This window comes from Vibrio sp. GLN_1, from assembly GCF_043106015.1.
Taxonomy (GTDB): Bacteria; Pseudomonadota; Gammaproteobacteria; order Enterobacterales; family Vibrionaceae; genus Vibrio; species Vibrio parahaemolyticus.
The window spans coordinates 362,546-385,138 of record NZ_JBICMD010000007.1; the positions used below are offsets into that span (position 1 = coordinate 362,546).

Annotated in this window: 22 protein-coding genes and 1 pseudogene; 12 read left to right on the top strand and 11 right to left on the bottom strand. The window is 46.0% G+C overall.

Annotated features, from left to right (window positions below; all coding sequences use genetic code 11):
• Positions 1–108: 108 nt before the first annotated feature.
• Entirely contained in the window at positions 109–975 is an 867-nt protein-coding gene (locus ACF8OV_RS04300) for a hypothetical protein (protein WP_025633318.1), read from the top strand.
• Positions 976–1,102: 127 nt separating this feature from the next.
• On the opposite strand, the gene nagB is transcribed toward ACF8OV_RS04300, so the two are convergent.
• Positions 1,103–1,903 (bottom strand): glucosamine-6-phosphate deaminase, encoded by an 801-nt coding sequence (gene nagB / locus ACF8OV_RS04305; protein ID WP_005464933.1) that lies wholly within the window; start codon positions 1,901–1,903, stop codon positions 1,103–1,105.
• A gap of 385 nt (positions 1,904–2,288) precedes the next feature.
• Here nagB and ACF8OV_RS04310 point away from each other — a divergent pair, with 385 nt between their 5' ends.
• Complete coding sequence (locus tag ACF8OV_RS04310; protein ID WP_005464900.1) at positions 2,289–2,540, top strand: DUF3081 domain-containing protein; 252 nt, start codon at positions 2,289–2,291, stop codon at positions 2,538–2,540.
• Between the two features lie 151 nt (positions 2,541–2,691).
• On the opposite strand, the gene ACF8OV_RS04315 is transcribed toward ACF8OV_RS04310, so the two are convergent.
• Positions 2,692–3,045 carry a DUF413 domain-containing protein gene (locus ACF8OV_RS04315; protein ID WP_005464927.1) on the bottom strand — a complete coding sequence of 118 codons (354 nt, stop codon included), beginning with the start codon at positions 3,043–3,045 and terminating at the stop codon, positions 2,692–2,694.
• Positions 3,046–3,193: 148 nt separating this feature from the next.
• Between ACF8OV_RS04315 and ACF8OV_RS04320 the strand changes: the two genes are divergently transcribed.
• Positions 3,194–4,093: a LysR family transcriptional regulator gene (locus ACF8OV_RS04320; RefSeq protein WP_005464903.1), complete on the top strand. Its 900-nt coding sequence runs from the start codon at positions 3,194–3,196 to the stop codon at positions 4,091–4,093.
• 119 nt (positions 4,094–4,212) lie between these two features.
• Here ACF8OV_RS04320 and ACF8OV_RS04325 read toward each other — a convergent pair.
• The 3 genes and pseudogenes from ACF8OV_RS04325 to ACF8OV_RS04335 all read right to left on the bottom strand — a co-directional run bounded on the left by ACF8OV_RS04325 (position 4,213) and on the right by ACF8OV_RS04335 (position 5,925).
• A pseudogene (locus tag ACF8OV_RS04325) lies at positions 4,213–4,907 on the bottom strand (pirin family protein).
• 21 nt (positions 4,908–4,928) lie between these two features.
• Positions 4,929–5,372, bottom strand: coding sequence for a DoxX family protein (locus ACF8OV_RS04330; RefSeq protein WP_025630175.1), 444 nt, complete (start codon positions 5,370–5,372; stop codon positions 4,929–4,931).
• Positions 5,373–5,721: 349 nt separating this feature from the next.
• Positions 5,722–5,925, bottom strand: a complete 204-nt coding sequence (locus ACF8OV_RS04335) for a hypothetical protein (RefSeq protein ID WP_005464930.1) — start codon at positions 5,923–5,925, stop codon at positions 5,722–5,724.
• Positions 5,926–6,105: 180 nt separating this feature from the next.
• Between ACF8OV_RS04335 and ACF8OV_RS04340 the strand changes: the two genes are divergently transcribed.
• The 3 genes from ACF8OV_RS04340 (at position 6,106) to ACF8OV_RS04350 (ending at position 8,870) form a co-directional block, all read left to right on the top strand.
• Entirely contained in the window at positions 6,106–7,473 is a 1,368-nt protein-coding gene (locus tag ACF8OV_RS04340) for a DNA-3-methyladenine glycosylase 2 family protein (protein WP_203503684.1), read from the top strand.
• The gene (locus tag ACF8OV_RS04345) at positions 7,470–7,952 is read left to right on the top strand and encodes a methylated-DNA--[protein]-cysteine S-methyltransferase (protein WP_046264950.1); all 483 of its coding nucleotides are present in this window, start codon (positions 7,470–7,472) and stop codon (positions 7,950–7,952) included. The genes ACF8OV_RS04340 and ACF8OV_RS04345 overlap by 4 nt, the downstream gene beginning before the upstream one ends.
• 99 nt (positions 7,953–8,051) lie before the next feature.
• Positions 8,052–8,870 (top strand): hypothetical protein, encoded by an 819-nt coding sequence (locus tag ACF8OV_RS04350; protein WP_053806380.1) that lies wholly within the window; start codon positions 8,052–8,054, stop codon positions 8,868–8,870.
• A gap of 85 nt (positions 8,871–8,955) precedes the next feature.
• On the opposite strand, the gene ACF8OV_RS04355 is transcribed toward ACF8OV_RS04350, so the two are convergent.
• The gene (locus ACF8OV_RS04355) at positions 8,956–9,564 is read right to left on the bottom strand and encodes a YitT family protein (protein ID WP_218771045.1); all 609 of its coding nucleotides are present in this window, start codon (positions 9,562–9,564) and stop codon (positions 8,956–8,958) included.
• Between the two features lie 201 nt (positions 9,565–9,765).
• On the opposite strand from ACF8OV_RS04355, the gene ACF8OV_RS04360 reads away from it, so the two are divergent.
• Positions 9,766–10,161, top strand: coding sequence for a GFA family protein (locus ACF8OV_RS04360; protein WP_005464875.1), 396 nt, complete (start codon positions 9,766–9,768; stop codon positions 10,159–10,161).
• Positions 10,162–10,188: 27 nt separating this feature from the next.
• Here ACF8OV_RS04360 and nhaD read toward each other — a convergent pair whose 3' ends face one another.
• A complete protein-coding gene (gene nhaD, locus ACF8OV_RS04365) occupies positions 10,189–11,619 on the bottom strand; it encodes a sodium:proton antiporter NhaD (protein ID WP_005482814.1) in 1,431 nt (476 codons plus the stop codon).
• 410 nt (positions 11,620–12,029) lie between these two features.
• Positions 12,030–13,055, bottom strand: coding sequence for an acyltransferase (locus ACF8OV_RS04370; RefSeq protein ID WP_140279551.1), 1,026 nt, complete (start codon positions 13,053–13,055; stop codon positions 12,030–12,032).
• A 253-nt stretch (positions 13,056–13,308) separates the two neighbouring features.
• Here ACF8OV_RS04370 and ACF8OV_RS04375 point away from each other — a divergent pair, with 253 nt between their 5' ends.
• Positions 13,309–13,899 carry a TetR/AcrR family transcriptional regulator gene (locus ACF8OV_RS04375; protein WP_005468576.1) on the top strand — a complete coding sequence of 197 codons (591 nt, stop codon included), beginning with the start codon at positions 13,309–13,311 and terminating at the stop codon, positions 13,897–13,899.
• 120 nt (positions 13,900–14,019) lie between these two features.
• Positions 14,020–14,877 carry an alpha/beta fold hydrolase gene (locus ACF8OV_RS04380; RefSeq protein ID WP_025538352.1) on the top strand — a complete coding sequence of 286 codons (858 nt, stop codon included), beginning with the start codon at positions 14,020–14,022 and terminating at the stop codon, positions 14,875–14,877.
• A 117-nt stretch (positions 14,878–14,994) separates the two neighbouring features.
• Here the strand turns inward: ACF8OV_RS04380 and ACF8OV_RS04385 are convergent, their stop codons facing one another.
• Together ACF8OV_RS04385 and ACF8OV_RS04390 are read right to left on the bottom strand one after the other, a co-directional pair.
• Positions 14,995–17,541, bottom strand: coding sequence for a glycosyl hydrolase family 18 protein (locus tag ACF8OV_RS04385; protein WP_005468573.1), 2,547 nt, complete (start codon positions 17,539–17,541; stop codon positions 14,995–14,997).
• Between the two features lie 369 nt (positions 17,542–17,910).
• Positions 17,911–18,414 carry a DUF2850 domain-containing protein gene (locus ACF8OV_RS04390; protein ID WP_021452810.1) on the bottom strand — a complete coding sequence of 168 codons (504 nt, stop codon included), beginning with the start codon at positions 18,412–18,414 and terminating at the stop codon, positions 17,911–17,913.
• Between the two features lie 324 nt (positions 18,415–18,738).
• Between ACF8OV_RS04390 and ACF8OV_RS04395 the strand changes: the two genes are divergently transcribed.
• Positions 18,739–19,023 (top strand): pyrimidine/purine nucleoside phosphorylase, encoded by a 285-nt coding sequence (locus ACF8OV_RS04395; RefSeq protein WP_005464991.1) that lies wholly within the window; start codon positions 18,739–18,741, stop codon positions 19,021–19,023.
• A 170-nt stretch (positions 19,024–19,193) separates the two neighbouring features.
• Entirely contained in the window at positions 19,194–19,475 is a 282-nt protein-coding gene (locus tag ACF8OV_RS04400) for a hypothetical protein (protein ID WP_005497681.1), read from the top strand.
• 19 nt (positions 19,476–19,494) lie between these two features.
• Here the strand turns inward: ACF8OV_RS04400 and ACF8OV_RS04405 are convergent, their stop codons facing one another.
• The gene (locus tag ACF8OV_RS04405; RefSeq protein ID WP_005464995.1) at positions 19,495–20,652 is read right to left on the bottom strand and encodes a GGDEF domain-containing protein; all 1,158 of its coding nucleotides are present in this window, start codon (positions 20,650–20,652) and stop codon (positions 19,495–19,497) included.
• Between the two features lie 575 nt (positions 20,653–21,227).
• On the opposite strand from ACF8OV_RS04405, the gene ACF8OV_RS04410 reads away from it, so the two are divergent.
• Positions 21,228–22,568: an MATE family efflux transporter gene (locus ACF8OV_RS04410; protein WP_025639425.1), complete on the top strand. Its 1,341-nt coding sequence runs from the start codon at positions 21,228–21,230 to the stop codon at positions 22,566–22,568.
• The last annotated feature ends 25 nt before the right edge of the window (positions 22,569–22,593 follow it).

A 22,593-nucleotide genomic window follows, 5' to 3' on the forward strand; every position in this document is an offset into this window, starting at 1 on the left:
TTTTTGTTTCTTGGTATGAATCTTTCTCATTCTTGCTTCAAGCAATGAAATCAATGCGTTAATATCATTCACAGGATGTTATTTTCCCAGCAGCAGGAGGCTCCACACATGTCAGAAAAAATATCGACATCAGCATTAGCGAAAATGCGCAATATTGACGCCAAGCTGTTGTTTTCAGATCTCAAACGCGCCGGTTACATCACTCGCCAAGAGGACAAATGGATCCTGACGGAAGAGGGCGCTAAGTTCGGCGGTGAATATGTTGACCACCCCAAGTTTGGGCAGTTTATTGTCTGGCCTACGAACTTGCATATTGAGCTGAATCCTACCTCTGGGAAAACTCTGAGTGCCACACTACTGGGCAATAAACTTCGCCTTAATGCCAAGCGAATCAACCAATTGTTGAGTGAGCTAGGCTGGATAAGTAAATCAGAAGACGGATGGCAAGTCACCGAAGCGGGCATTCGAGCAGGTGGTCAACAGCGTGCAGACAAAGAATCACAAAACACCTTTGTGGTTTGGCACGATGTCGTTTTGCGCAACAAGCGCTTGAAGCAATCTGTAGTGGAGTTTTTGGGGCAAGATGCGGAGTCGCACTCCACCGACAAATCCTACTCCAGTTTTCGTCAAAAATTCGAAGCCAAACACCGGACTTTGGATGGGCACTATGTTCGTTCAAAAGGGGAGTTATTAATTGATAACTGGTTGTATTTGGCTGGAATTGTCCATGCTTACGAGCGACAAGTCCCGATAGAACAAGAAGTGATGAGCGATTTTTATCTTCCTGCTGGCAAGCTGTACCTTCAGTTTTGGGGAAGTGATAGCGGAGAGACGCCAGAAAAAGAGCGAGAAGCCATTCGTGCGGTGTATCAGCAACACAACTTCAATTTGATCGAAGTAGAGCCAAGTGAACTAGACAAGCTGGATGAAGTATTGCCAAAACGTCTGCGCCAATTTGGCATCCAAGCGTACTGAGGTTCTTCTCAAATGAATGAAGATGCTTGCGATGTGATGGTATTTGTCATGCCCAGAAACGAAAAAACCCGTGATGATTCACGGGTTTTGTGTTTTTAGCGGTTATCTTGGCTTATTGCCCGAATGATTAGAAACCTTTGATGTTTTCCGCTTCTAGCTCAGAGAAGTACTTAACTGTCTTCACTTTAAGCTCTTGTTGTGAAGGCTCGTCACATACGATCACTGCTTTAGGGTGCAGCTGAAGAGCAGAAACTGTCCATAGGTGGTTTACACAACCTTCAACAGCCGCTTCTAGTGCAAGTGCTTTGTTGTGACCAGTCACTAGGATCATCACTTCTTCTGCGTCTAGTAGTGTGCCTACACCGATAGTCAGTGCGTATTTAGGAACTTGGTTGATGTCGCCATCAAAGAAGCGAGAGTTCGCGATACGAGTATCTTCAGTTAGTGTCTTGATGCGAGTGCGAGAAGACAGAGAAGACGCTGGCTCGTTGAATGCGATGTGACCGTCGTTACCTACGCCGCCCATGAATAGGTTGATTTTGCCGTAAGACTTGATTTTGTCTTCGTAGCGTTTGCATTCTGCTTCGTGGTTGTCAGTGTTGCCGTTCAACAGGTTGATATTTTCTTCTTGAATATCAATGTGGTTGAAGAAGTTGTTGTACATGAATGAACGGTATGATTCTGGGTGATCCGCAGGGATACCGATGTATTCATCCATGTTGAAAGTGACAACGTGTTTGAAACTTACTTCACCAGCTTGGTAAAGCTCGATCAGTGCTTTGTAAGTTGCTAGAGGAGTGCCACCAGTTGGTAGACCCAGAACGAATGGACGCTCAGCAGTAGGTTTGAAATCGTTGATACGCTTAGCGATGTGCGCAGCTGCCCACTTACCTACTTGTGCTGCTCGAGTTAACGGGATAAGTCTCATTTTGTGCCCCTAGTTATTGGAATTTAAGATGTACTGAAACATTAATTCGCATTATAAAATAAGTAATGGCGAACTGCTATTGTTTTAGGTCAAAAATTTGCTTTTTCTTTAACCAATGTTGCCTTTTGCAACCAGTTTTACGTTTGCTTTACGCTAAATTGTTAACTTGTGAGCGTTTTTTGGTCACTTGAGTTCATTGATAGATGTGTAAAATTTATGGCTTGAATTAAGTTATAAAGTAAACATCAAGCGTCGATGTTCTGGGTTTATTGGATGGTAAGTGGCGGAAAAAATTCAAATATTTTGATCTCACTCAACCTCGTACATGGCAGGTAAATCATTCCTTAACCATAATTACAGCGTGTGAACAGGTAGGGATATCACTATGAAAAACGAATTGGATCCAAGCAAAGTGCTACAAGCGTACGAAAACGTCATGAACAACGGTTCGCCAACGGAGTTCGGTAAGATCTATGAAGGTGTGGAGGCGTTCTCGGATTACGATGGTTACAACGTCTTTTTAAGAGGCAACGGCGTGGAGCTGAAAGTGGGTTTCCACAACACGTATCACCTAGAGTACGAGCAGGAGCACTTAAAAGAAACGTTTTTGAAAAAGATTGCGATGCTGGCGAAATAGGTCGACATTTCCCATGCACCAAAATCGCAGATATTAAAAAAGCCCTCGGGAGAACGCGCCCTTGGGCTTTAGGAGAAGAAATGGGTCAGAAGCGTTCACTCACACCGAATGATGAACGTTTGTTGAACATCTGACGTTTGGTTATTTCTTATTAATCGTCTTCAGCCAAACTCTCTTCTGCATAGTCGTCAGCCGCATCTGGTTTGTTGCGACCGTTTAGCGTATGGAAGCGCTTACGACCACGAGCCAATTGGGTGTATTTTAACCAAGTGCGCTCGATTTTAGTTTTCGCTTTGCCTGGGTTTTCTAGCACCTTGACGAAGTGTTTCTCTTCGCTATTCTCAGGTGTTAACTCGCCTGACTCTAAGCCAAGCATAGTATCCCCATAAATTGTTAGGATTTCCTCTTCCGAAAGAGTAAAATCGCCAGACTTTGCAAAGCCGCGTGGGAATTTTACGTTGTCGTAAAAACGTTTTTTGCCATGACGGAATTCAGTGTCAGACATGTCAACAGCCTCTGTAACCGTTATTGATGAATGTAGTGAACTACGGCGAAAATTAGGCGCAAAGCTAACAAAAGAAAAACAAAACTTTTTTGTCGTCAAGATTTTAATTAATTGTTAATCTGGTTTGATATTAACCAGGAGTTGGTTTATGGATGTTAAGGTCTTTAGAACATTTTTAGAGCTGGCAAAGGTTCGTCACTTCGGACGCGCAGCTGAGAACCTGTATATTACGCAAGCAGCGGTCAGTGCCCGCATCAAACAATTGGAAAGTTACTTCGATACGCAATTGTTTATTCGTGATCGAAATAACATAAAGCTGACCTCAGCAGGGGAACGCTTAATCAGTTATGCCGAAGTTATGGTCACCACATTGCAGCAAGCAAAACTGGAATTATCACTTGAAGATGGAAAAGCATTACAGCTCACCATGGGCGGTACGCCAAACATTTGGGATGCGTATTTGCAAAACTGTTTGAGTATTGTGACGGATTCTTTCGGCGGTTACGGCTTTATGGCCGAGGTGATGGGCCGTGAAATGCTAAGCCGTAGCTTATTAGAGCGCACGTTAGATATGGCATTTGCGTTTGACCAAATCAAAGCTGATGAGCTTAATTGTAAAAAAGTCGCGGATGTTGTCCTTGTGCTGGTTTCTACCGAGCAAGATTCATTAGATACGGTGTTTGAGCACAAATATGTGTATGTGGATTGGGGAACACGCTTCGCTTCTGAGCACTCTGAGCGTCACCCTAAAATTCCGGCTCCGTACCTGCGCACATCGACTGCGCGTATTGCTTTGGACTTCATTTTAGAGAAAGGCGGCGCGGCGTATCTGCCGGTGTCTCTCGTAGAGCCGTTTATTGCGAATGGGCAGCTCTACAAGGTGTCTGGAGTGGAAGATTGGTACCGACCTATCTACTTAAGCTATCGCAAAGCCAGCACGTCTGTAGAAGCAATTAAACAGGTCGAAGAGATTGTGAAAGAAATCGATCCTCTCACGGCTTACAGCTTGCAACAGATTGGGTCTGCATCATCGGACGCAAACCATTAACGCTTGGCGTTAATGAAAACGGAAAAATGAAAAGCCCCCTTGGCGTTTGCCTTGGGGGCTTTCTTTTTAAGCGAGATTTATCACCGGATGGCGATAGGTCGATATCTATGAACCGATAGTTACGGCAAGTCAAAGATTAGCGCAGTAACTGATTGATTGGTCAGGTTACGAAATGTCACCTTGCTCTGAGCTTCGATTTTAGCGCCATCACCGCCCGTTAGCAGGGTGTTGTCGACATGAAGCTCTCCCGATACCTGATGAACGTAAACATTTCTTCCAGAGTGGATGCCGAAGGCGAGTTCGCGATTCGGCTCCAAAATCAATTGATACAAATACGCATCTTGTTTGATGTGCAGTGTGCCACTCTCTCCCGTTGGGGTTGCAATGGTGGTTAACCCTGCATTACGTCCAAAATCTTTTTGCTGGTAGCCCGGTTTATTCCCAAAGGTGTTAGGTTGAATCCAAATTTGCAAAAAGCGTAAAGGGTCTGTTTCTGATGCGTTATATTCGCTGTGGTAAATGCCTTTACCTGCCGACATCAGCTGAAACTCCCCCGCAGGTAATGTTTGTACATTGCCTTCACTGTCTTTGTGAGCAATAACACCTTCTAGCACATAACTGATGATCTCCATGTGCGGTGACTATGAGTATCAAAGCCTGCGTTGGGTTGAACTAGGTCATCGTTGATGACTCGCAGTTCAGAAAAGCCCATGTGTTTTGGGTCGTAATAGCTACCAAAAGAAAACGTATGTTTGCTGTCTAGCCAGCCAAAGTTTGCTCGACCTCGGTCTTCGGCGTGTCTTACGGTGATCATCAGTGCCTCCAGTGTCCGTGGTTAGGAGAATTTTTTGTTTAGGAAGTTATCTAACGCCGCTTTACCTGCGCCAGAAAAGGCCAGTGAAACACTTGCTGCTAGCAGAGCTAGGCCAAATTCGTAGCCGTTGTTTGCCATAAATAAGCCGTTTTCGAAGTGCACTGAGAAAATCGCCACAACCATAGTGAATGAGAGTGCGACTGCCGCAGGGCGTGTCAGCAAACCAAGTAGAATAAACAAGCCGCCGAAAAATTCTGCGCTACCAGCAAGAAATGCCATCAATACGCCAGGGCCAAGTCCAATTGATGCCATCCATTGTCCTGTGCCTTCCAAGCCGTAGCCGCCAAACCAACCAAACAGTTTCTGAGTGCCGTGCGCCATAAAGATGATGCCGATAGGGATACGTAATGCCAGTGCGCTGTAACCTGATTGTGATGTCGTGATTTTGTGTAAAAGTGTTTTCATGATGCTGTCCTCGATATGTTTGTTTCAGTGGGAGTGTGTCTGCTCCTGAGCTGTTGAGAACAGTTTAGGCGTGGTTGATGAGGTTATTAATTGGCTTTATTTGACCTTCTCGTTCAATAAATTCGAATTAGTATATTTTAACGTTTTTGCTCAAATGCTTATCTGTAATTTATTGGGAGTAAGATTGGCTAATTTAGCGATTTTAACGACAACTAAGTCGTAAATTTCGATGGATTTGGTATGTGAGAGAAAAGATATTGTTGATCAAAACGCAAAAAAAAAGAGCACAGGGGGCTGTGCTCATTGCTTTCACGATTACAAGGGAGAAAGGTGTGTCCAAAGTAGAAGATCAAAGGTTCATCAAACTTTCTAACGATTCCTCGACATTGTTGTAGTGATAGGTCCGAATATTCACGCCATCTGTGGCATTGATTTGAATTTCTGAAATTTCGTTACCTGAGTCACGTTCGATGATCCCAATGGAGTGATCAACGGATTTACTGGTAATAACCTTTTGGTTTCTTAGTACAATTACGCAAGTATGTAAGTCCATGCCAATTCCCTTTAGCCGACGTTGTTGTGATGTTCTGGATTTAACTTTAGTGTACAAATTCGCTAATGCCAATAAATCTCAATATTGAGTTCCGAAAATGGCTAATCTTCATTTGTTCTGCGTTCTACAATGAAGTTATATCGAGTTGTTTTCACAGAATGCACGAGCAAGGATCGCTTCATGTTTATCCATCCTCATACATCGTTGACCTTCGAGCAGTGCCAAAAGGCGCGAGTGTCGCGAGATAGCCGTTTTGATGGTCGATTTTACGTCGCGGTAAAAACCACAGGGATTTTCTGCCGACCGATTTGTCCGGCGAACCTACCCAAAGAAGAAAATGTAGAGTACTTCACCGATAAAGCCCAAGCACTTAAAGCGGGTTATCGTCCTTGTTTGCGTTGTCGCCCAGACAGCGCGCCGGGATCGTGGGCATGGAAAGGCGTAGAAACAACATTTCAACGCGCGATTTCGTTGATTGATCGAGGAGAGCTGCATCACCACTCGGTGTCTGAACTGGCAGAGCGCGTTGGGATTTCTGATCGTTACTTGCGTATGCTGTTCGAGCAGTATCTCGGCATGTCTCCAAAACAGTACGCGCAATATCAGCAGTTAATGTTCGCCAAGCAGTTGCTGCATTCCAGTTCGATGTCGGTTACGGAAGTCGGCTTCGCCGCCGGTTTTAACAGTACGCGCCGTTTCAACGATGCGTTCCAAAAGTTTCTGAAGCTCACGCCTTCTCAAGTTCGTCGAAGAGAATTTGATGGCGTGAGCACGAATCGAATTGCGTTGTCTTATCGTGGCGAGTTGAATTGGCAACACATGCTGGATTTTTACCGATTAAGAGCCATTGAGGGCGTGGAGCGGGTGAGCGGCGAGAGTTACCAACGCAACGTTTGTTTGGATAACAGCAAAGCGTGGTTTAAGGCGAGCAAAGGTGAAGGAAACCTTGAGCTTGAATTCGAAATTGAAGAAGTTGCGAAGCTGCAAAATTTAGTGTCTGGAGTGCGTCGTATGTTCGATCTCGACACCGATATTTGTACTGTCGAGCAGCATTTGGATTATGTGGCGCCGGGGCTTGTTTCGAACCGAGGCATTCGGATTCCTGGGGTGTGGAATGCTTGGGAAGCCGGGGTTAGAGCCGTTCTTGGTCAACAAGTGTCGGTCAAGGCCGCGATAGGCCAGCTTAATTTATTGGTGAAAACGCTTAGTGGTGATGCTGACAAGCACTTTTTCCCGACACCAGATGCGATTGCGAATGCCGACGTGAGTTTTTTGCGGATGCAGCAAAGTCGTAAAGAGACGTTGGTGCGTTTCGCTCAGTTTATGCAAAGCAACGCGGAGACGGATCCGCAACAATGGTTAGCGTTGAAAGGCATTGGACCTTGGACGGTCAGTTATGCTCAACTGCGTGGGCAATCCCAACCCGATTGCTTTTTAGATAAAGACTTAGTGGTGAAAAAAGCGATGCAGCGCTACCCATCACTCAATACGCACACCGCAGCCCCTTGGGGAAGCTACGCGACGTTTCACTTATGGAATCAATCATGAACACAGTTTATACCGAGATGCCGAGCCCACTAGGTGCGGTCACTATCCAATCTAACGCTGAGGGCTTACTTGGCATTTGGTTTGAGACTTGTACGACCAAGCCAAGTGAATTGGGGCGAAGAGATGATCAGCATCCGATTTTGCGCCAAGCCGTCACCCAGTTGGACGAATACTTTTCGGGTCTGCGCAACGAATTTGATTTGCCTTTGGCAGCGGCAGGTACCGATTTTCAAAATCAAGTGTGGCATGCGTTAACGACCATTCCATACGGCGAGACGTGGAGCTATCAAGATCTCGCCAACGCGATTGGCAACCCGAAAGCCGTACGTGCGGTTGGGTTAGCAAATGGCAAGAACCCTATTTCCATTGTGGTGCCTTGTCATCGCGTTATTGGTAAAAGTGGCAAACTGACTGGGTATGCTGGTGGGGTAGAACGCAAACAACGTTTGCTCGCATTAGAGCAAGGTACACCACTTTAAGTGAGGCGATTCTCATATTGTTATTTGGCGTGCAACGCACGGTTGAGAATTGTGTAGAGTGGTTTATTTACGAACAAGATAACAAAGGATAACAAGGGCATGTCTTTCAAAATGGATTTTGATGCATTCATGAGTGAGTGTTGGCAGCTGCACGAGGAAAAGCCAGAACAGGTCTATGCTCAGCTAGAAACGGCGCTGAATGAGGTGGAAGCGCTCAGCCAAGTTGAGCGAATATTTGCACTGATGCTGCACACCGCAATTGGGCACCTTGAGCATCCCGAACGATTTCTTGCCTGTTTAGACAGCTTAGATGATCGCGCCATTACCGAGAGTTTGGCGTTTCAACGTAGCATCGCCGTTGCACGCTTTTTTGTCGATGGCACTGAGGATGTAGCATTGCTGGAGGAGCAAGATCAGCGTCGCGTGTTCTCTCTTATTGCGAACGAACTTTCTGCTCTTACTCAGCTTGAACCAGCAAGTCAATGGTTGGCGAAAGCCGCATTAGGAATGACACCACACGATGCAGAAGAGGTGCTAGCGCGTTCGATCGCAATCACCGCAAACAACTTGGCTTGTCAGTATGAAGAGCTCTCAGAGCGTACTGACGAGCAGAAAGCGAGGATGTTAGAGTCTGCAAGGCTAGCACTGGATTATTGGAAAATAGCGGGCGGTTGGATGCAGGAAGAGCGCGCAGAATATCGTTTGGCGATGAGCTTGCTGAAAGCCGATGCACCTAAAGAAGCCAAAGTGCATGCTGAACGATGTGAAGCCATTTGTCTGCAAAACGGCGGCGATGCGTTTGAGCTTTTTTATGCGCATGACTTATTGATGCAAGTGCATTTTCAACTTAGCCAGCAATGCAAAAAACAATTGGATGCGCAGGTGCAGCAATACTGCACAACCAGCGAACTGGCGTAGGTTTACCGCCACAGCAAAAAGCCCCGAGCTAATGGCTAGGGGCTTTTTTTGGCTGTCTAAACACTTTCGTATTTCTAGGTGTTGATTATGCCGTTTGCGGTTTTGGCTGGTATCGTCCAGGTTTGTGGTTCATCGCCAAAATCAAGTTGGTCGCAATGGCACCAAGAACGGAGAGAGCGATAAGGTGCACATCCACAATAAACAGCGACATCACCACGATGGCACAATCGAGCGCCATCTGAATTTTGCCCGCTCGAATCCCAAAGCGTTCCTGAAGGTACAAGGCCAAAATATTAAAGCCGCCCAAACTCATCTTGTGACGAAATATCACCAGCATACCAATACCGATCAATCCACCGCCCAACAACGCTGCGTAAAAAGGTTCGATTCGGGAAATTTCGATCACGTGGTGCAAATGGTCGACCGCGAAGGAGACAATAGAAACGGCAATAAAGGTATTAACCGTAAACCTCCAGCCCATGCGCATCACAGACAGAATATAAAAAGGCAGGTTAAGGGCGAAAAATATTTGACCAAAACTGAAGTCACTGACTTTGGTCAGAAAGATGGCCAAGCCAGCAGTGCCGCCAGTCAGTAATCCTACTTTGCTGAAAAATATCACCCCAAGTGACACCAACGCGCTACCGAGCGTCAGAGCCAAGAGGTTTTCTCTTAGGCGATGATCTTTATCCATAAAACAATTTCCTTGGTTTAAAAACCGCGGCGGAGACAATCTGCCTATCGAACGCGGTAAACAGTTACCAAAATAGCGACTAATAAATCGACCGATAAAATGTCGCGAAAAGTGACCAATGTCGAGTTTTTGGACAAGATTATGATGATGTTAAGCTGTTTAACATAATGTACACATGAATAAAAACAACAAGGAAAAGCGATGATTAAGCAAGTTGGCAACACTCAAATCAACCCCCTGCATCGACTGACCTGTCACTGCGGAAAAGTCGAACTGGAACTGACGTTACCCAACGGAATTGAAAAGCCGAGACGCTGTGATTGCTCTATGTGTCGTCGTCGAGGTGCGATTGTGGCTTCAGTCCCTTTGAGTGGTATTCGTATCGTTCAAGGTGACGATGTTTTAAAGCTCTACCAATTTAATACGCATACCGCGAAGCATTTTTTCTGTAGTGAATGTGGCATTTACACACACCATCAACGCCGATCAGACCCAAGTGAGTACGGTTACAACGTGGGATGTTTAGAGGGCGTTAACCCGTACGAATTGGGTGATATTGAAGTGATGGATGGCGTTAACCATCCATCGGATCGTTAGACTAAGTAGCTAGGCGTGTCATTGGGATTAGGTAAACAAGCCGCCGTTCATCCACAAATGAGCGGCAATACTGGCGGCGTAGCCCAGAGCGATCACGGGCGTCCATTTTAAATGGCCAAAGAAAGTGTATTGGCCACGCGCTGCGCCCATTAAAGCCACACCCGCGGCAGAACCAATCGACAACAAACTACCCCCTACGCCCGCAGTGAGCGTAACAAGCAACCAGTTACCAGTGGACATGCTTGGGTCCATCGTTAGTACCGCAAACATGACCGGAATGTTATCGACAATGGCAGAAAGCACACCGACCATCACGTTCGCCCAAACCGGATTCCATTGGGTGTACATGACGTTTGAAACCAATTCGAGATAACCGAGTAAGCTCAAGCCACCTACGCACATCACGACGCCATAGAAGAACAGCAAGGTATCCCATTCGGCGCGAGAAACACGATGGAATACGTCAAACGGTACGACAGAGCCTAAACGTTTCAGCGCATGATCGTCCCCATTCGCAATCGCCATGGCCGCTTTTTTCGCGAGCGAATGTTTGAGGGTTTTTCTTAAGAAGTACCCGAAGAATTGTAGGTACGCCAAGCCCATCATCATGCCAACCACGGGTGGGAAGTGAAGAACAGCATGGAAAGAGACAGCCGTAGCGATCGTGAGGACAAACAGCAGTACAATGCGCCTTGCGCCACGTTTTAATTCGACATGCTCGTGGATGGTATTGGGTTTGGTGTTCGGTACAAAAAGGGACATTAAAAACGCTGGCACGACATAGTTTATTAGAGAAGGGACAAACAATGGCATAAATTCAGAGAACCGCACGTGCCCAGCTTGCCAAACCATCAAGGTTGTAATGTCACCAAATGGGCTGAATGCCCCGCCCGCGTTGGCTGCGATAACGATGTTGATGCAAGCAAGATTGACGAACCTAGGATTGTCGCCAGACACTTTCATTACCACCGCGCACATCAAAAGGGCCGTGGTTAAGTTATCTGCGATTGGAGAAATAACAAACGCCAGAAAGCCCGTCAGCCAAAACAGTTTTTTGAACCCGAACCCTTTCCCGACCATCCACGCTTGTAGAGCATCAAAGAGTTTGCGCTCTTCCATCGCGTTTATGTAGGTCATCGCGACGAGCAAAAACAGCAACAGCTCGGCGTACTCAAGTAGGTTATGTTCCAACGCCGCTTTTGCCACGTCTTGCTGGTGGTGCTGGGCGAAGGTGTAACCAATCAAAATCCAAATCAGACCTGCCGCGAGAAGTACAGGTTTGGATTTTCTCATCTTCAAATACTCTTCGAGCATGACCAGAATATAAGCGATCGAGAAAAGAATGAGAGCGATATAGCCTACGGCGGAGTTCACCAGATTAAGATCACCGGATGCCGCTGCAAAGCTGGAACTTGAGAACAACAAACAGCAGAAAGCCACAATAGGATAGATTGGCATAGACATTTCTCCCTTGTCTTGTTGGAGAAATATTAGCCATAAATTAAGGGGTTAGTTGTGAGAGAGCTCGAATTAACAGTAGGAGTTAAGATTTGGGTAGCTTGCGCCACTATTTTCTGAGTGACGCAATGCTCGCCGCGCCAAATAAGATCGCAACAGCGTATAAACCATAAGTTAGCCAATGGCTAATTTCTAGAAAAGGAATGAGTCCCTGACCTGCCCACATACAGCCTCCGTTTAATGAGCAATGTTGTATTAGTCGGGTCAATCTAAAGCAAATGAACAATGTTTTTTGTGAGTGACGGCAAATTCTGAAGGATTAGAAAGTCAAATTTTGGTGAGTGAGAGAGAACTCTCACTTTAAAAATCAATACGCTAACACTTTAGTGTTAGCGTGTTGCTGAATCCATTTAGCGGAGTAGGGCTTTTTTCAGTGGAGATGCTTCAATTGCCCTTACCAACAACAAGGTCACGATGAGAGTGGCAGGAAACAAGAAGGCATCTTTTGCTAAGTCTTGTAATCCTAAAAAGCCCGCTATGTTCATCATGACAATAATGACCAACAGATGGCTCACGTAAACGCCTAAAACACTTGGGGCCCACTTAAATACCCACGACATGTTGCCAAAATTAGGATGAACTAACAGCCACATGAACACGCCGAGTGACCAAATGACGGTGCCAAACAAGAAGTCGTTAGAGTTGAAGGCCACATCGTATTGCATCAACCAGTAGGCTTCACCAAAGTGCAGAGCCATACCGAGGAGAATCAGGCGAATGGTGTTGTTGCGTGACCAAAGCCACTGTTTTTCTCGAATCAAGTAGCCAAATACCACAAGCAAGGTACTGAAAAATGGCCCATTACGAGTGAAAAACGGAGCAGGTAAATCGGTGAGAGGTGCATAGCTGCCTGCCAAAACACCATAGACGTAAAGCAGCACTGCTGTTGGAAGCAGTAACTGCGTCATGCCAATTCGAACTAAGAAGGCGATGATAGCGACCGCAATCACCAATGCTGGAATAAACCACAGGTGGACAAGCCCGCCTTCTAGTAATGAATTCAGTGGTGCAGACGCTAAGTATCCCCAGTAGCCTTGTCGTTCGGCAAGGTATCCCGCTTCTGCTACGACTTGCCATTGGAACGGCATGAGTAAGCTGATCACGCTCCAAACCAACCAAATTTTCATTAGAGGTTTCGCATAGTTGACTAAAGTTTCGAGTGGATTGCTGCTCAGCTTAGGTTGGATAAGGTAACCAGAAATAAGGAAAAAAAGCGGAACCGCAAAACGAGCGAGCTGATTAAGAAGATAACCAACCCAAGGTACGCCATCCCACTGCCAATAAGTGAGGGCCATTTGGCAATGCAGCCCGACAATTGCCACCATGGCAATGATGCGTGCAAATTCTAAACTGGCTATTTTTCGGTTTGTCGCCATACGTTACTTACCTAAATGAATAAAAAACATCAGCGAAAGTAACAGTTCGCGACGCACTTCATGCATGAAAAAATCAACACATTGCAGCTTGAACCTTAGCAATGTCTGAATTTAAGACTCACTTCAAACTTCTTGATTCCGCATCTATTAACCCACTCAATAGGTCGATCTTAGCGAGAAAATGACATGGATAGATGGTTAGACCAGTTAACTCTTCATTGCAAAAAAGAACGACCGTGCTAAAACTACAGTTATGAAAAAAGGAAAAGTAACGAAAGAGTTCATTCTGCAGCGCGCATTTGAAATTGCCAGTGAAGACGGCTTAGAAAGCCTCACCATTGGCGAACTAGCGAAGCAGTGTGGCATGTCCAAAAGTGGTCTGTTTGCTCACTTTAATTCCAAGTTGAATTTGCAGCTTTCCGTGCTTGAGTACGCAAACCAAGTGTTTGCTGAAAGAGTGATTGAACCTGCACGCGGGCTTGGTGATGGCAATATTGAGCGGAAAATCCGAGGGTTGTTGGATTCTTGGATGACGTGGAACCATTCATTTCAAGGCAGCTGTATGTTCCTTGATGCGTGGAATGATGCCGCAGACAAAAATTGTCCGTTACAAGCGGCATTACGTAAAGCGATTGATACTTGGTTAAGTTATCTAGAAATTCAAATTGCGAAAGGCAAAGAAAACCAAGAGTTTATAAGCGACTTAGATACTCGTCAGGCGACGTTCGATTTATACGGGCAGTACCTGAGCGCGCATGTTTTCTATTCGATCAAAGGTGAGGAAGAGAGCTTACGCCTATTTTGGCAAGGCATCGACAACTTGCTTGCTCGATGGAGAGGTTAACACCGTCTACGGGTAACGAAGATTCATTTTAAAGAGCGACAGAGTTCGCTCTTTCTTATCAGCATAAAAAGCACGACCGTTCTATTTTTGCTAAGTGTGCTGATAACTAAGGAAAAGATCATGAGTGAGAAAATCTATTTTAATACCTCGCAGCGTTTTAGTGTGAAGCGCAGTCTCGTCAATATCAGTACCCGCTTGCACCACACATTGGCCCCATCGCATGCGAAGAAAACGGCGCGAAAACTGCTGCTTACTCCTGCGCGTACGCAACCAAAAAATGCGGAGCCACAAGGATTAGTTAAAGCAGAAATCCAAGGGCACACTGGGGCAATCAAAACGTATTCGTTGGGTCAGGGGCCTGTGTGGGTTCTGACTCATGGTTGGTCGGGCACGGCGAGCCAGTTTTATCCGTTGATGGAACATATCGCGGCTTGTGGATTTACAGCGTTGGCTTACGATCATCCAGCACATGGTGAAAGTGATGGTCAATATGGCCATATTCCGGGCTTTGTGCGTGGTTTGGAAGAGGTTCTCGACTCGGTAGAAGAAGGCGTCGCCGGATTGGTTGGACATAGTATGGGAACGGCGTCTGCACTTGAGTGCCGTCATCATAAGTTGGAAAACAAGCCACTGCTATTGATTGCGCCAGTGTTGAATTACGTAGAGAACTTGTTTGGCAGCATTGCGCGTTCTGGCTATTCAATGAAACTGTTCAAAGCGGTGGTATCGGAAGTGGAAGATCAGTATGGCTACCCATTGCAATCGATCGACCCTCTGAAGCGACTCTCGGAGCGAGCGGCACCCACGATCATCGTGCATGATGAGAAAGATAAATTCACTAAACACAGTATTTCCGCTCAAGCCGCTGACGAGATTGAAAATGTTGAGTTGGTGACAACACAAGGTCAAGGCCATGGGCGAGTCATGAAGTGTGAGCAAGTATTTAGCTGCTTCGACCGCTTGATTGAACGCGTGTAGTTATTGGCTTAATGATGTTTAATCACAATGAAAAAAGAAAGGACAGCCGGGGGCTGTCCTTTTTCGTTTTTAGCTTTAGCTTCTGTGAGTGCAAGGTTTACACTCAGAATGTTAGGCTTAGTTACAGTTAGCTACGCCAACTTCTTTCCATACACCCCATTCGCCAGACTTGCTTGGATCGTCACCCTGAGTCCACCATTTCGCTTCCCACGTTTTACCTGCGTGAGTCACTTGGTTGCCACCTGTGTACACTGCGCTCGCATCCCATGCGTTGTCACAAGTACCTGGGTTTGGATCGGTTGTGTGCTGTGCAACAACCACTGTCGCGCTTGCCGATGAAGACGCTTTACCGTCGCTCACACTTACAGTGAAACTTAGGCTTGTGTCTTGCGGGTATTCCGCAGCAGTAAACGTCACTTTAGAGCCGTTTACCGTTGCGTTCAGACCTTGAGGCAGAGTCCAGTTGAAAGTAAGAGTATCGTTGTCTGCATCGCTAGACGCAGATGCATCTACAACCACAACGTCACCAGCGTTTGCTGTTGCTGGAGCAACAACTTGCGCTACTGGCGCGTTGTTCACTGGGTCAACCACACCTGCTGGCTTCACAGTTACTACAACAAGGTCAGATGCCGTTGCACCTTCATTGTCAGTCACTGTCAGCTTGAAAGTTAATTGCTCTTCAACAGTAACTTCTGCTGCATCAAAGCTTGCTTTCGCTGTGTTTGCACCTGCTAGTACCACTGCCGTGCCAGATACTTGTTCCCACGCGTAACTCGCGATAGTGCCGTCAGAGTCTTTCGATTGGCTACCATCTAGAACCACACTTGCTGGGCCAGTTACCGATTGATCTGCGCCAGCTGCGGCTGTTGGTTTACGGTTTGGTTGAGGAACCACACCGCCAGCCATACCTTCGTGCATTGCGTTGAGAATGTCGCCGTTATCCGCGTCGATTTCCCAAGAGAATAGACCCGCAAGACCCAGAGATTTCGCGTAGCTACCTTTTGCTAGCACTGAGCGATGGTCATCAAATGTGATCAACTCACCCGTTGTACGGTTCCATACCCATGGTGCTTCAGCTTGTGCATCGTAGCCGTACTCGAAGCCGTTAATGCCAGTGTTGTTTGCACCTAGCATGAATGACTTAATGCCTTTGTAGTCGATTACGCCATCTTCCCAAACACCTTGTGCAGTGCTGCCTTTCAGTTTACCTGTCGCAGTACCTGTCATTGGGTCATTTGGATCAGTGAGCGTATCTGGTGTTACGCCTTCCCAGCCACGGCCATACATTGCAGTACCAAGGACTAGCTTGTTCGCAGGAACGCCTTGAGCAAGAAGAAGTTGGATACCGTTATCTGCTGTGTACGCAGGGCCTTTGTAAGCTTCGCCGTTTTCATCTACGCCGCTGCCGTCACATTGACCAGGGCGCATGAACGAACCACAGTAAAGTGCTGTTTGGTGACCAGGAACGTTGTTCCAGCCGCCGTAGAAGTCGTAAGTCATCGCGAAGATGTAGTCCATGTATTGAACGGCATCTGCGTAGTTTACGTCTTCAATCTTGTCGTAGCCGACACCGATTGCTGAAGTTAGCTCGTAAGTACGGCCAGTTTCTGCTTCTAGCTCATCTAGCATTGCGCGCAGTTCACGCATCAATGCAACGTAAGCTGGACCATCGTTTACTGGGTCGCCTTTATCTGCTGCAGCACCGCCGCCACCAGGGAATTCCCAGTCAATATCTACACCATCGTAGAATTTCCAAGTTTTCAGGAATTTCTTAACCGATGCCACGAATGTGTCGCGGTTCGCTTTATTAACGAAATCGTAGAATGGGTCAGACAGTGTCCAGCCACCGATAGATGGGATGATTTTTAGATCAGGGTTACGTTGTTTCAATGCCATTAGCATTGCGTAGTTACCCTTGATGGGCGTGCTGTACTCGTGGCCAGCTTGCGGGAAGCTCTTCTGGTAAGCGGCCCATGGGTCATGGATTACCACTTCGTAATCAGGCACACCGCGACATGCAGTTTGAAGAGCGTTAAAGCTGTTACCACCAACAGACTTAACAGATTCGTTTGGACCACAGATTGGAATAAAGCCGTAAAGGATGTGAGTTAAGTTGTCGGCTGGCATGTTGTCTACGGTGTAGTTACGACCATAGATGCCCCATTCAACAAAGTACGTACCCATCACGACGCTAGGGTCGGTGTTGTATGTTTTGTTGTTTGGATCAACGTTCATCGTTAGTGGCTTCAAGTGAGAGCCATCTGTATCCGCGATGGTGATTTCTGCAGGAGCACTTTTCGAACAGCCTGTAGCATCACACGCTTCAATTTCCATTTGGTACAAGCCGCCTTGGCCGTAATCAAATGTTGCTGTGGTTTGGCCGCCAGTGATAGCGCCTGTTGCGACTTTTACGCCATCAAAATAGATGTTGTAAGTGTCGCCAGGTGTACCGCTCCACTGGTTGAATTTAACGGTGATTTTAGCTTGGTCATGGTATTTCACCATGTCGTAGTAGCCAGATGTGGTTTCCATAGCCAGTTCAATTTTAGAAAATTGAAGGTTATTAGAACCGTACATATCGACACTTGGTGCGGTCGGAGCTGCGACTGCAGCACCTGATAGCGCTAAAGCAACCCCAGCTGCACATAGGTTAAATCGAATCATAACTTCTCTCTCAATCCTTGGATTCATGTTCTTTCGTGAACATAAGCTGCTCTTGCACCAGATAAGATGATCAGATTTACACCACGTGCAAAAGCATCACACTCAGCATTTCAGAGAGTTTTTTTTCGTCAAAAAAAATTAAAACGGTTTTCGAGTCACATGAGAGAACTTAAATAAAACCCACACTCTGTTACACGGAAAATGTAAGACTGAGTCAATAATTTATAAATATTTGGCAGGAATTAAATTAATTGTTTACTCAATTTGGGTGGGTATAAATGCGACGAATATCTTATTTGATTGTTTATTAAGGTTTTATTTCATCGCGTAGAAGTGCCTTAGGACGGTAAAATAGTGGTAAAAAACGTGCTAGTCGCGACTGAAATGTTCACTCAGTGCGGCTCGTCGTTTTGATGCTGCGCCCACTTCTGAACCTTGAACAGTATGCTCAAATCCCTTTCGAATGAATCGCTGATCTGGGATTCGAGGTTCAATTCGGCGTATTTGTGGTGACAGATGAGAGCCAGAAAGTTGATACGCGGTTTCACCTAATCCGGTATTTAAGGTGATGACTTTGCCATCAAACGCAAATTCCGTCGTGATCAAACGATGATTTCGATACACCCCATCGGAGGTAAAAATAAGGCGTTCGGTTTGATAAGGTGGAGCACCAATTTCGATCCACTCACCATAGACGTGTTCGGGGTCGATGTAATCTTGGTAGGAGACGTGGAGCTGATAAGCGAAAAAAGCCACCAAACTGCAGACAAAAATAACGAACGCACTTTTGATCATCTTAAGCTGGTGTCGAGCCCAAAATGAAAGTTGCGGTTCTTTATCTTGTTTCCTTTTCCTGCGAGCGGGTATGGCCATGAGTACTCTTATCGTCCTTTTTTAATATGGTGGAAACCTTCCGCACTAAAAACAAACAATCTCGCCGTTGCGACCCAGAAACTATGATCTAATGTCCACTTTTACAATCGGATACACTATTACTGATTGATTTGTCGTTAATGATTGACTCCTTAGTGATTAAGAATGGACTGCAAATTTCGAATTATTCTTTCCTGTTGCGTTAGCCAAATTCTGTGCTGATTAACTGAGTTCTCAATTCGGTAGAATCTCTGTGCTTTAAAGGCTTGAGTCGCAGAAAAAAACAGGGTAAAAAAGAGCGGACTTTTGATAAGGAAACCAATAATGAGTATTAAGGAAAATAGCTATTTTGCAGGTGGTGTAAAGTCACTAGGTTTTAACCAGCACGGACAGGATGTTAGTGTCGGTGTGATGCTTCCGGGCGAGTACACATTTGGTACGCAGGCTCCTGAGCGCATGACAGTCGTTAAAGGTGCTCTCGTGGTGAAACGCGTAGGTGAAGCCGATTGGACAACCTACAGCAGCGGTGAGTCGTTTGATGTTGAAGGTAACTCATCATTTGAGCTGCAAGTGAAAGACGCAACGGCTTACTTGTGCGAATACCTATAATCGGTACAAATGCTGAATTGCTTTAAGCCACCTTCGGGTGGCTTTTTTAGTTGCGTAATTTCCTTGAACTGGCGCACGAGATATCGCTTAGAATTCGGTATCTTGGCGCTATTTATGCGCAACTGTGTATATACTTAGTATAAGTACACCCATCAACCAAGGAGGAAGTGATGGCAGTACAACGTAAGCATTCTGATCTCCCTCCTCGCTACGAAGCGAGCGATTTAACGAATGAACAGCGACACCGCTTTACTGAAGTAGCGAACGCGGCGCACAAAAGACGCAAGTTTTACAAACAGGCGATAGAAAAAAGCTTGGTCGGAAAAATGAAGGAGCGAGCTTTTAAGCCAGGGATTGCACCACAACAAGGAAAACCAAGCCGGGCGCGTCAAGCCTTCTGGTTGATCGTGTTTTTAGCGCTTGGGTTGTGGGCGATGCACTTTTTTGCATAATCGGGCGACTCACAGAGGCTTAGCACGCCTCTGTCATCTCAAGCATTGATTCTTGTTGTTTGCGCAGCTCACCAGCATGAGAACAATGTTCGTAAAACGCGTACTGATTTTTACCCGTGTGTTTCGCGGCATACATCGCTTTGTCTGCGCAGCGGGTAAGCTCTGATAAATCGTTGGCGTCTTGTTTATAGATTGCGGCTCCTACGCTCATCGTCAGCTCATTATAGGTATCGTAGTTTTGATATCCCTTTGGGAACAAATTAACGATGCGATCCAAAATGCCATCTAGGTCTTGTTTACTGCGTACATCGTAAAGCATTAACACGAACTCATCGCCTGCAAAGCGCGCAATGGAGTAGTCATGTTTATCGGTTTTTCGGTCACTGTTACGAATGCTTTTCTTCAATCGAGTCGCAAATGCTTTCAACACTTGGTCGCCAACATCGTGGCCATAGGTGTCGTTGATGTACTTAAAATTGTCGATATCGAGAAAAACCAACGCAGTGACACTGCGTTCGTCTGAGTGATCAATGTCGTGCAGTTTTGCTCTGGCCCACGTTTCAAAGCTCCAACGATTCGCTAAGCCCGTCAGTTGGTCTAGGTAGGCTAACTCCTCAATCCCTTCTCGGTAAAGGGTTTGAATGTAGCTGACGACTTTTGCGTAGTAGTAGGAGAAGGTATGGCAGACAAAACTGATGGCAATCAAGGTGAACATGAATCGGCGTTCGATCATATCGCCAGTGGCAGGTAAGCCGTCTAAAAACGTAATGCCAAAGAAAACCAAAATCATGTAGGTAGCGCTAAAGAGTAAACCGACTTTGAACTCGTTAATCAAAATGATGGTTGCGACGATGGGGTAGAGCCACAATAACTTGCCGGAGGGCGCATCATTAAAAAGAAGCAGTAATAACCCCTCAAACATGATGACGGCACTGAGCAGTAAATCGGCATATTTGTGATGCCTTTGAACTTTAATGAGATAGCAGATACCTAAGCATGCGATGGCACTGAAGGCATGCAAAACGCTTAACCCCCAATGATTTTCGAGCGATTGGACGATAGCGCCGTACACCAGTAGTGTGGCGGCAATGCTAGAACACAGAAAAACGATTTTCTTTTTTCTCGTCGAGCGGATATCCGCCATTTCTTCTAGGCGAGCCCCGGCCAATGTCGACATCTTCTATCCCTACTTAAATTGATATGTACGTCTATTCTAGGCGGTATTTTAGCGATAAATAGAATAACAAAATCGCCAAATGTGAACTTAGTCATGCTGCGAGGTGATTGAATCTTGTAAGGAATTTTCTGGGTGTGACGACGCCAAGGGTTTTGTTTATTACGATATCTATCGATATGTTGCCTGCAATATGGTGATGAGGGTTACAAAGTTACCTTGATGTGTGCACGTTGATAAATACAGATAATGCATAAAAACGGCTGTTGGTGAGTCGATTCTCAATTCGCTGAATGGCGTCATTTAACGGCGTTAAGCCACTTATCAACCGCGTACCTATTGAGCTCATTGTTCGTCAGTCGATGATCTCTAAGCTCCGTCAATGAGTCGCGTGGGCTTGAAAAGTCATTAGAAATATTTTCCTCAAATGACAGGAATTATTGTTGTCGTTGTGACCAATCTCCGACTAAAATCCGCGCTGAATCTCAGTTTCATCTCAAACGAATCCCGAATTACTTTTTATAGACTGCCTCACAGTTCTCTGCGAGGCAGTTTTAGTTGTTGGAAAGGTTAAAAACATGCCTAAAAGCCAAAACATCAACCAACGAATGTCCATCGTGGCATTAGCTTGGCCGATTCTTGTCGAAATTTTGCTACGGACGGCTTTAGGAACCAGTGACGTGTTCATGCTGAGTGGCTACTCGGACAAAGCTGTATCCGCTGTTGGTGTGATCACGCAGATTACCTTTTTCTTAATCATCGTTTCGACGTTTGTCAGCAGCGGAACGGGGATTTTGATTGCCCAATACAATGGCGCAGGGCGCGAGCAAGAGTCTGTGAATGTCGGCGTTGCAAGTATTGCGCTGTCTGTGATCATCGGTGTGCTATTGAGTGTGATTGCCGTGCTTGGCGCGATATTCCTGCTCCCATATTACGGTTTGGAGGCACAAGTCGAGCAATACGCTCGTGAATATTTGCTGATCAGCGGAGCGATGACGTTCAACGTCACCATAGGCATAGTCTTTACGACCATTCTGCGTAGCCATGGCTATTCACGCTCTCCAATGGTGGTGAATTTGATCTCGGGTGTGTTCAACATCATTGGTAACTATATTGCGCTTTACCAGCCACTCGGTTTACCTGTGTATGGTGTGCAAGGTGTAGCAATAGCAACCGTCGTCAGCCAAGTCATCGGTACGTTAATGTTATGGTTTATTCTCGCTCGCAGCAGCATTGAACTACCGATGTCGACCATGAAACAAGTGCCCGCAGAGATTTACAAAAAGATCTTAAAAATCGGCGGTATGAACGCGGGTGAAGTGCTGTCTTACAACGTGGCGCAAATCTGCATTGTGTACTTTGTGGTGCAAATGGGGACGGCATCGTTGGCAGCTTTCACTTATGCGCAAAACATTGCCCGTTTCTCGTTTGCTTTCGCGTTGGCAATTGGTCAGGCAGCGCAAATTCAGACTGGTTACTACATCGGTAAAGGTTGGGTGAGCAGCATTTTAAAACGTGTACAAATCTACTTCTTAGTGGGATTTGTGGCATCAACGGCGGCAACCACACTGATTTACCTGTTTAGAGAAGAGATTCTGCGCGTATTTACCGATCAACCGGAAATACTCACATTGGCAGGCTCGTTAGTCATGGGCTCAATTTTACTCGAAGCCGGACGTGTGTTTAACCTGATTTTTATCGCGGGGCTCAAAGGCGCGGGTGACATCAAGTTCCCAGTGCAAATGGGGATTTTGAGTATGTGGGGACTAGGCGTGCTTTTCTCTTATATCTTTGGCATCCACTTGGGTTATGGCGTTTTAGGGGCTTGGATGGCAATCGCTCTCGATGAATGGGTGCGTGGTATCATCATGGCAAGGCGTTGGCGCTCTCAGGTGTGGACCAAGTTTAAGGTGAGCTAACGGTTTTCGGTATTGCGCATCACGC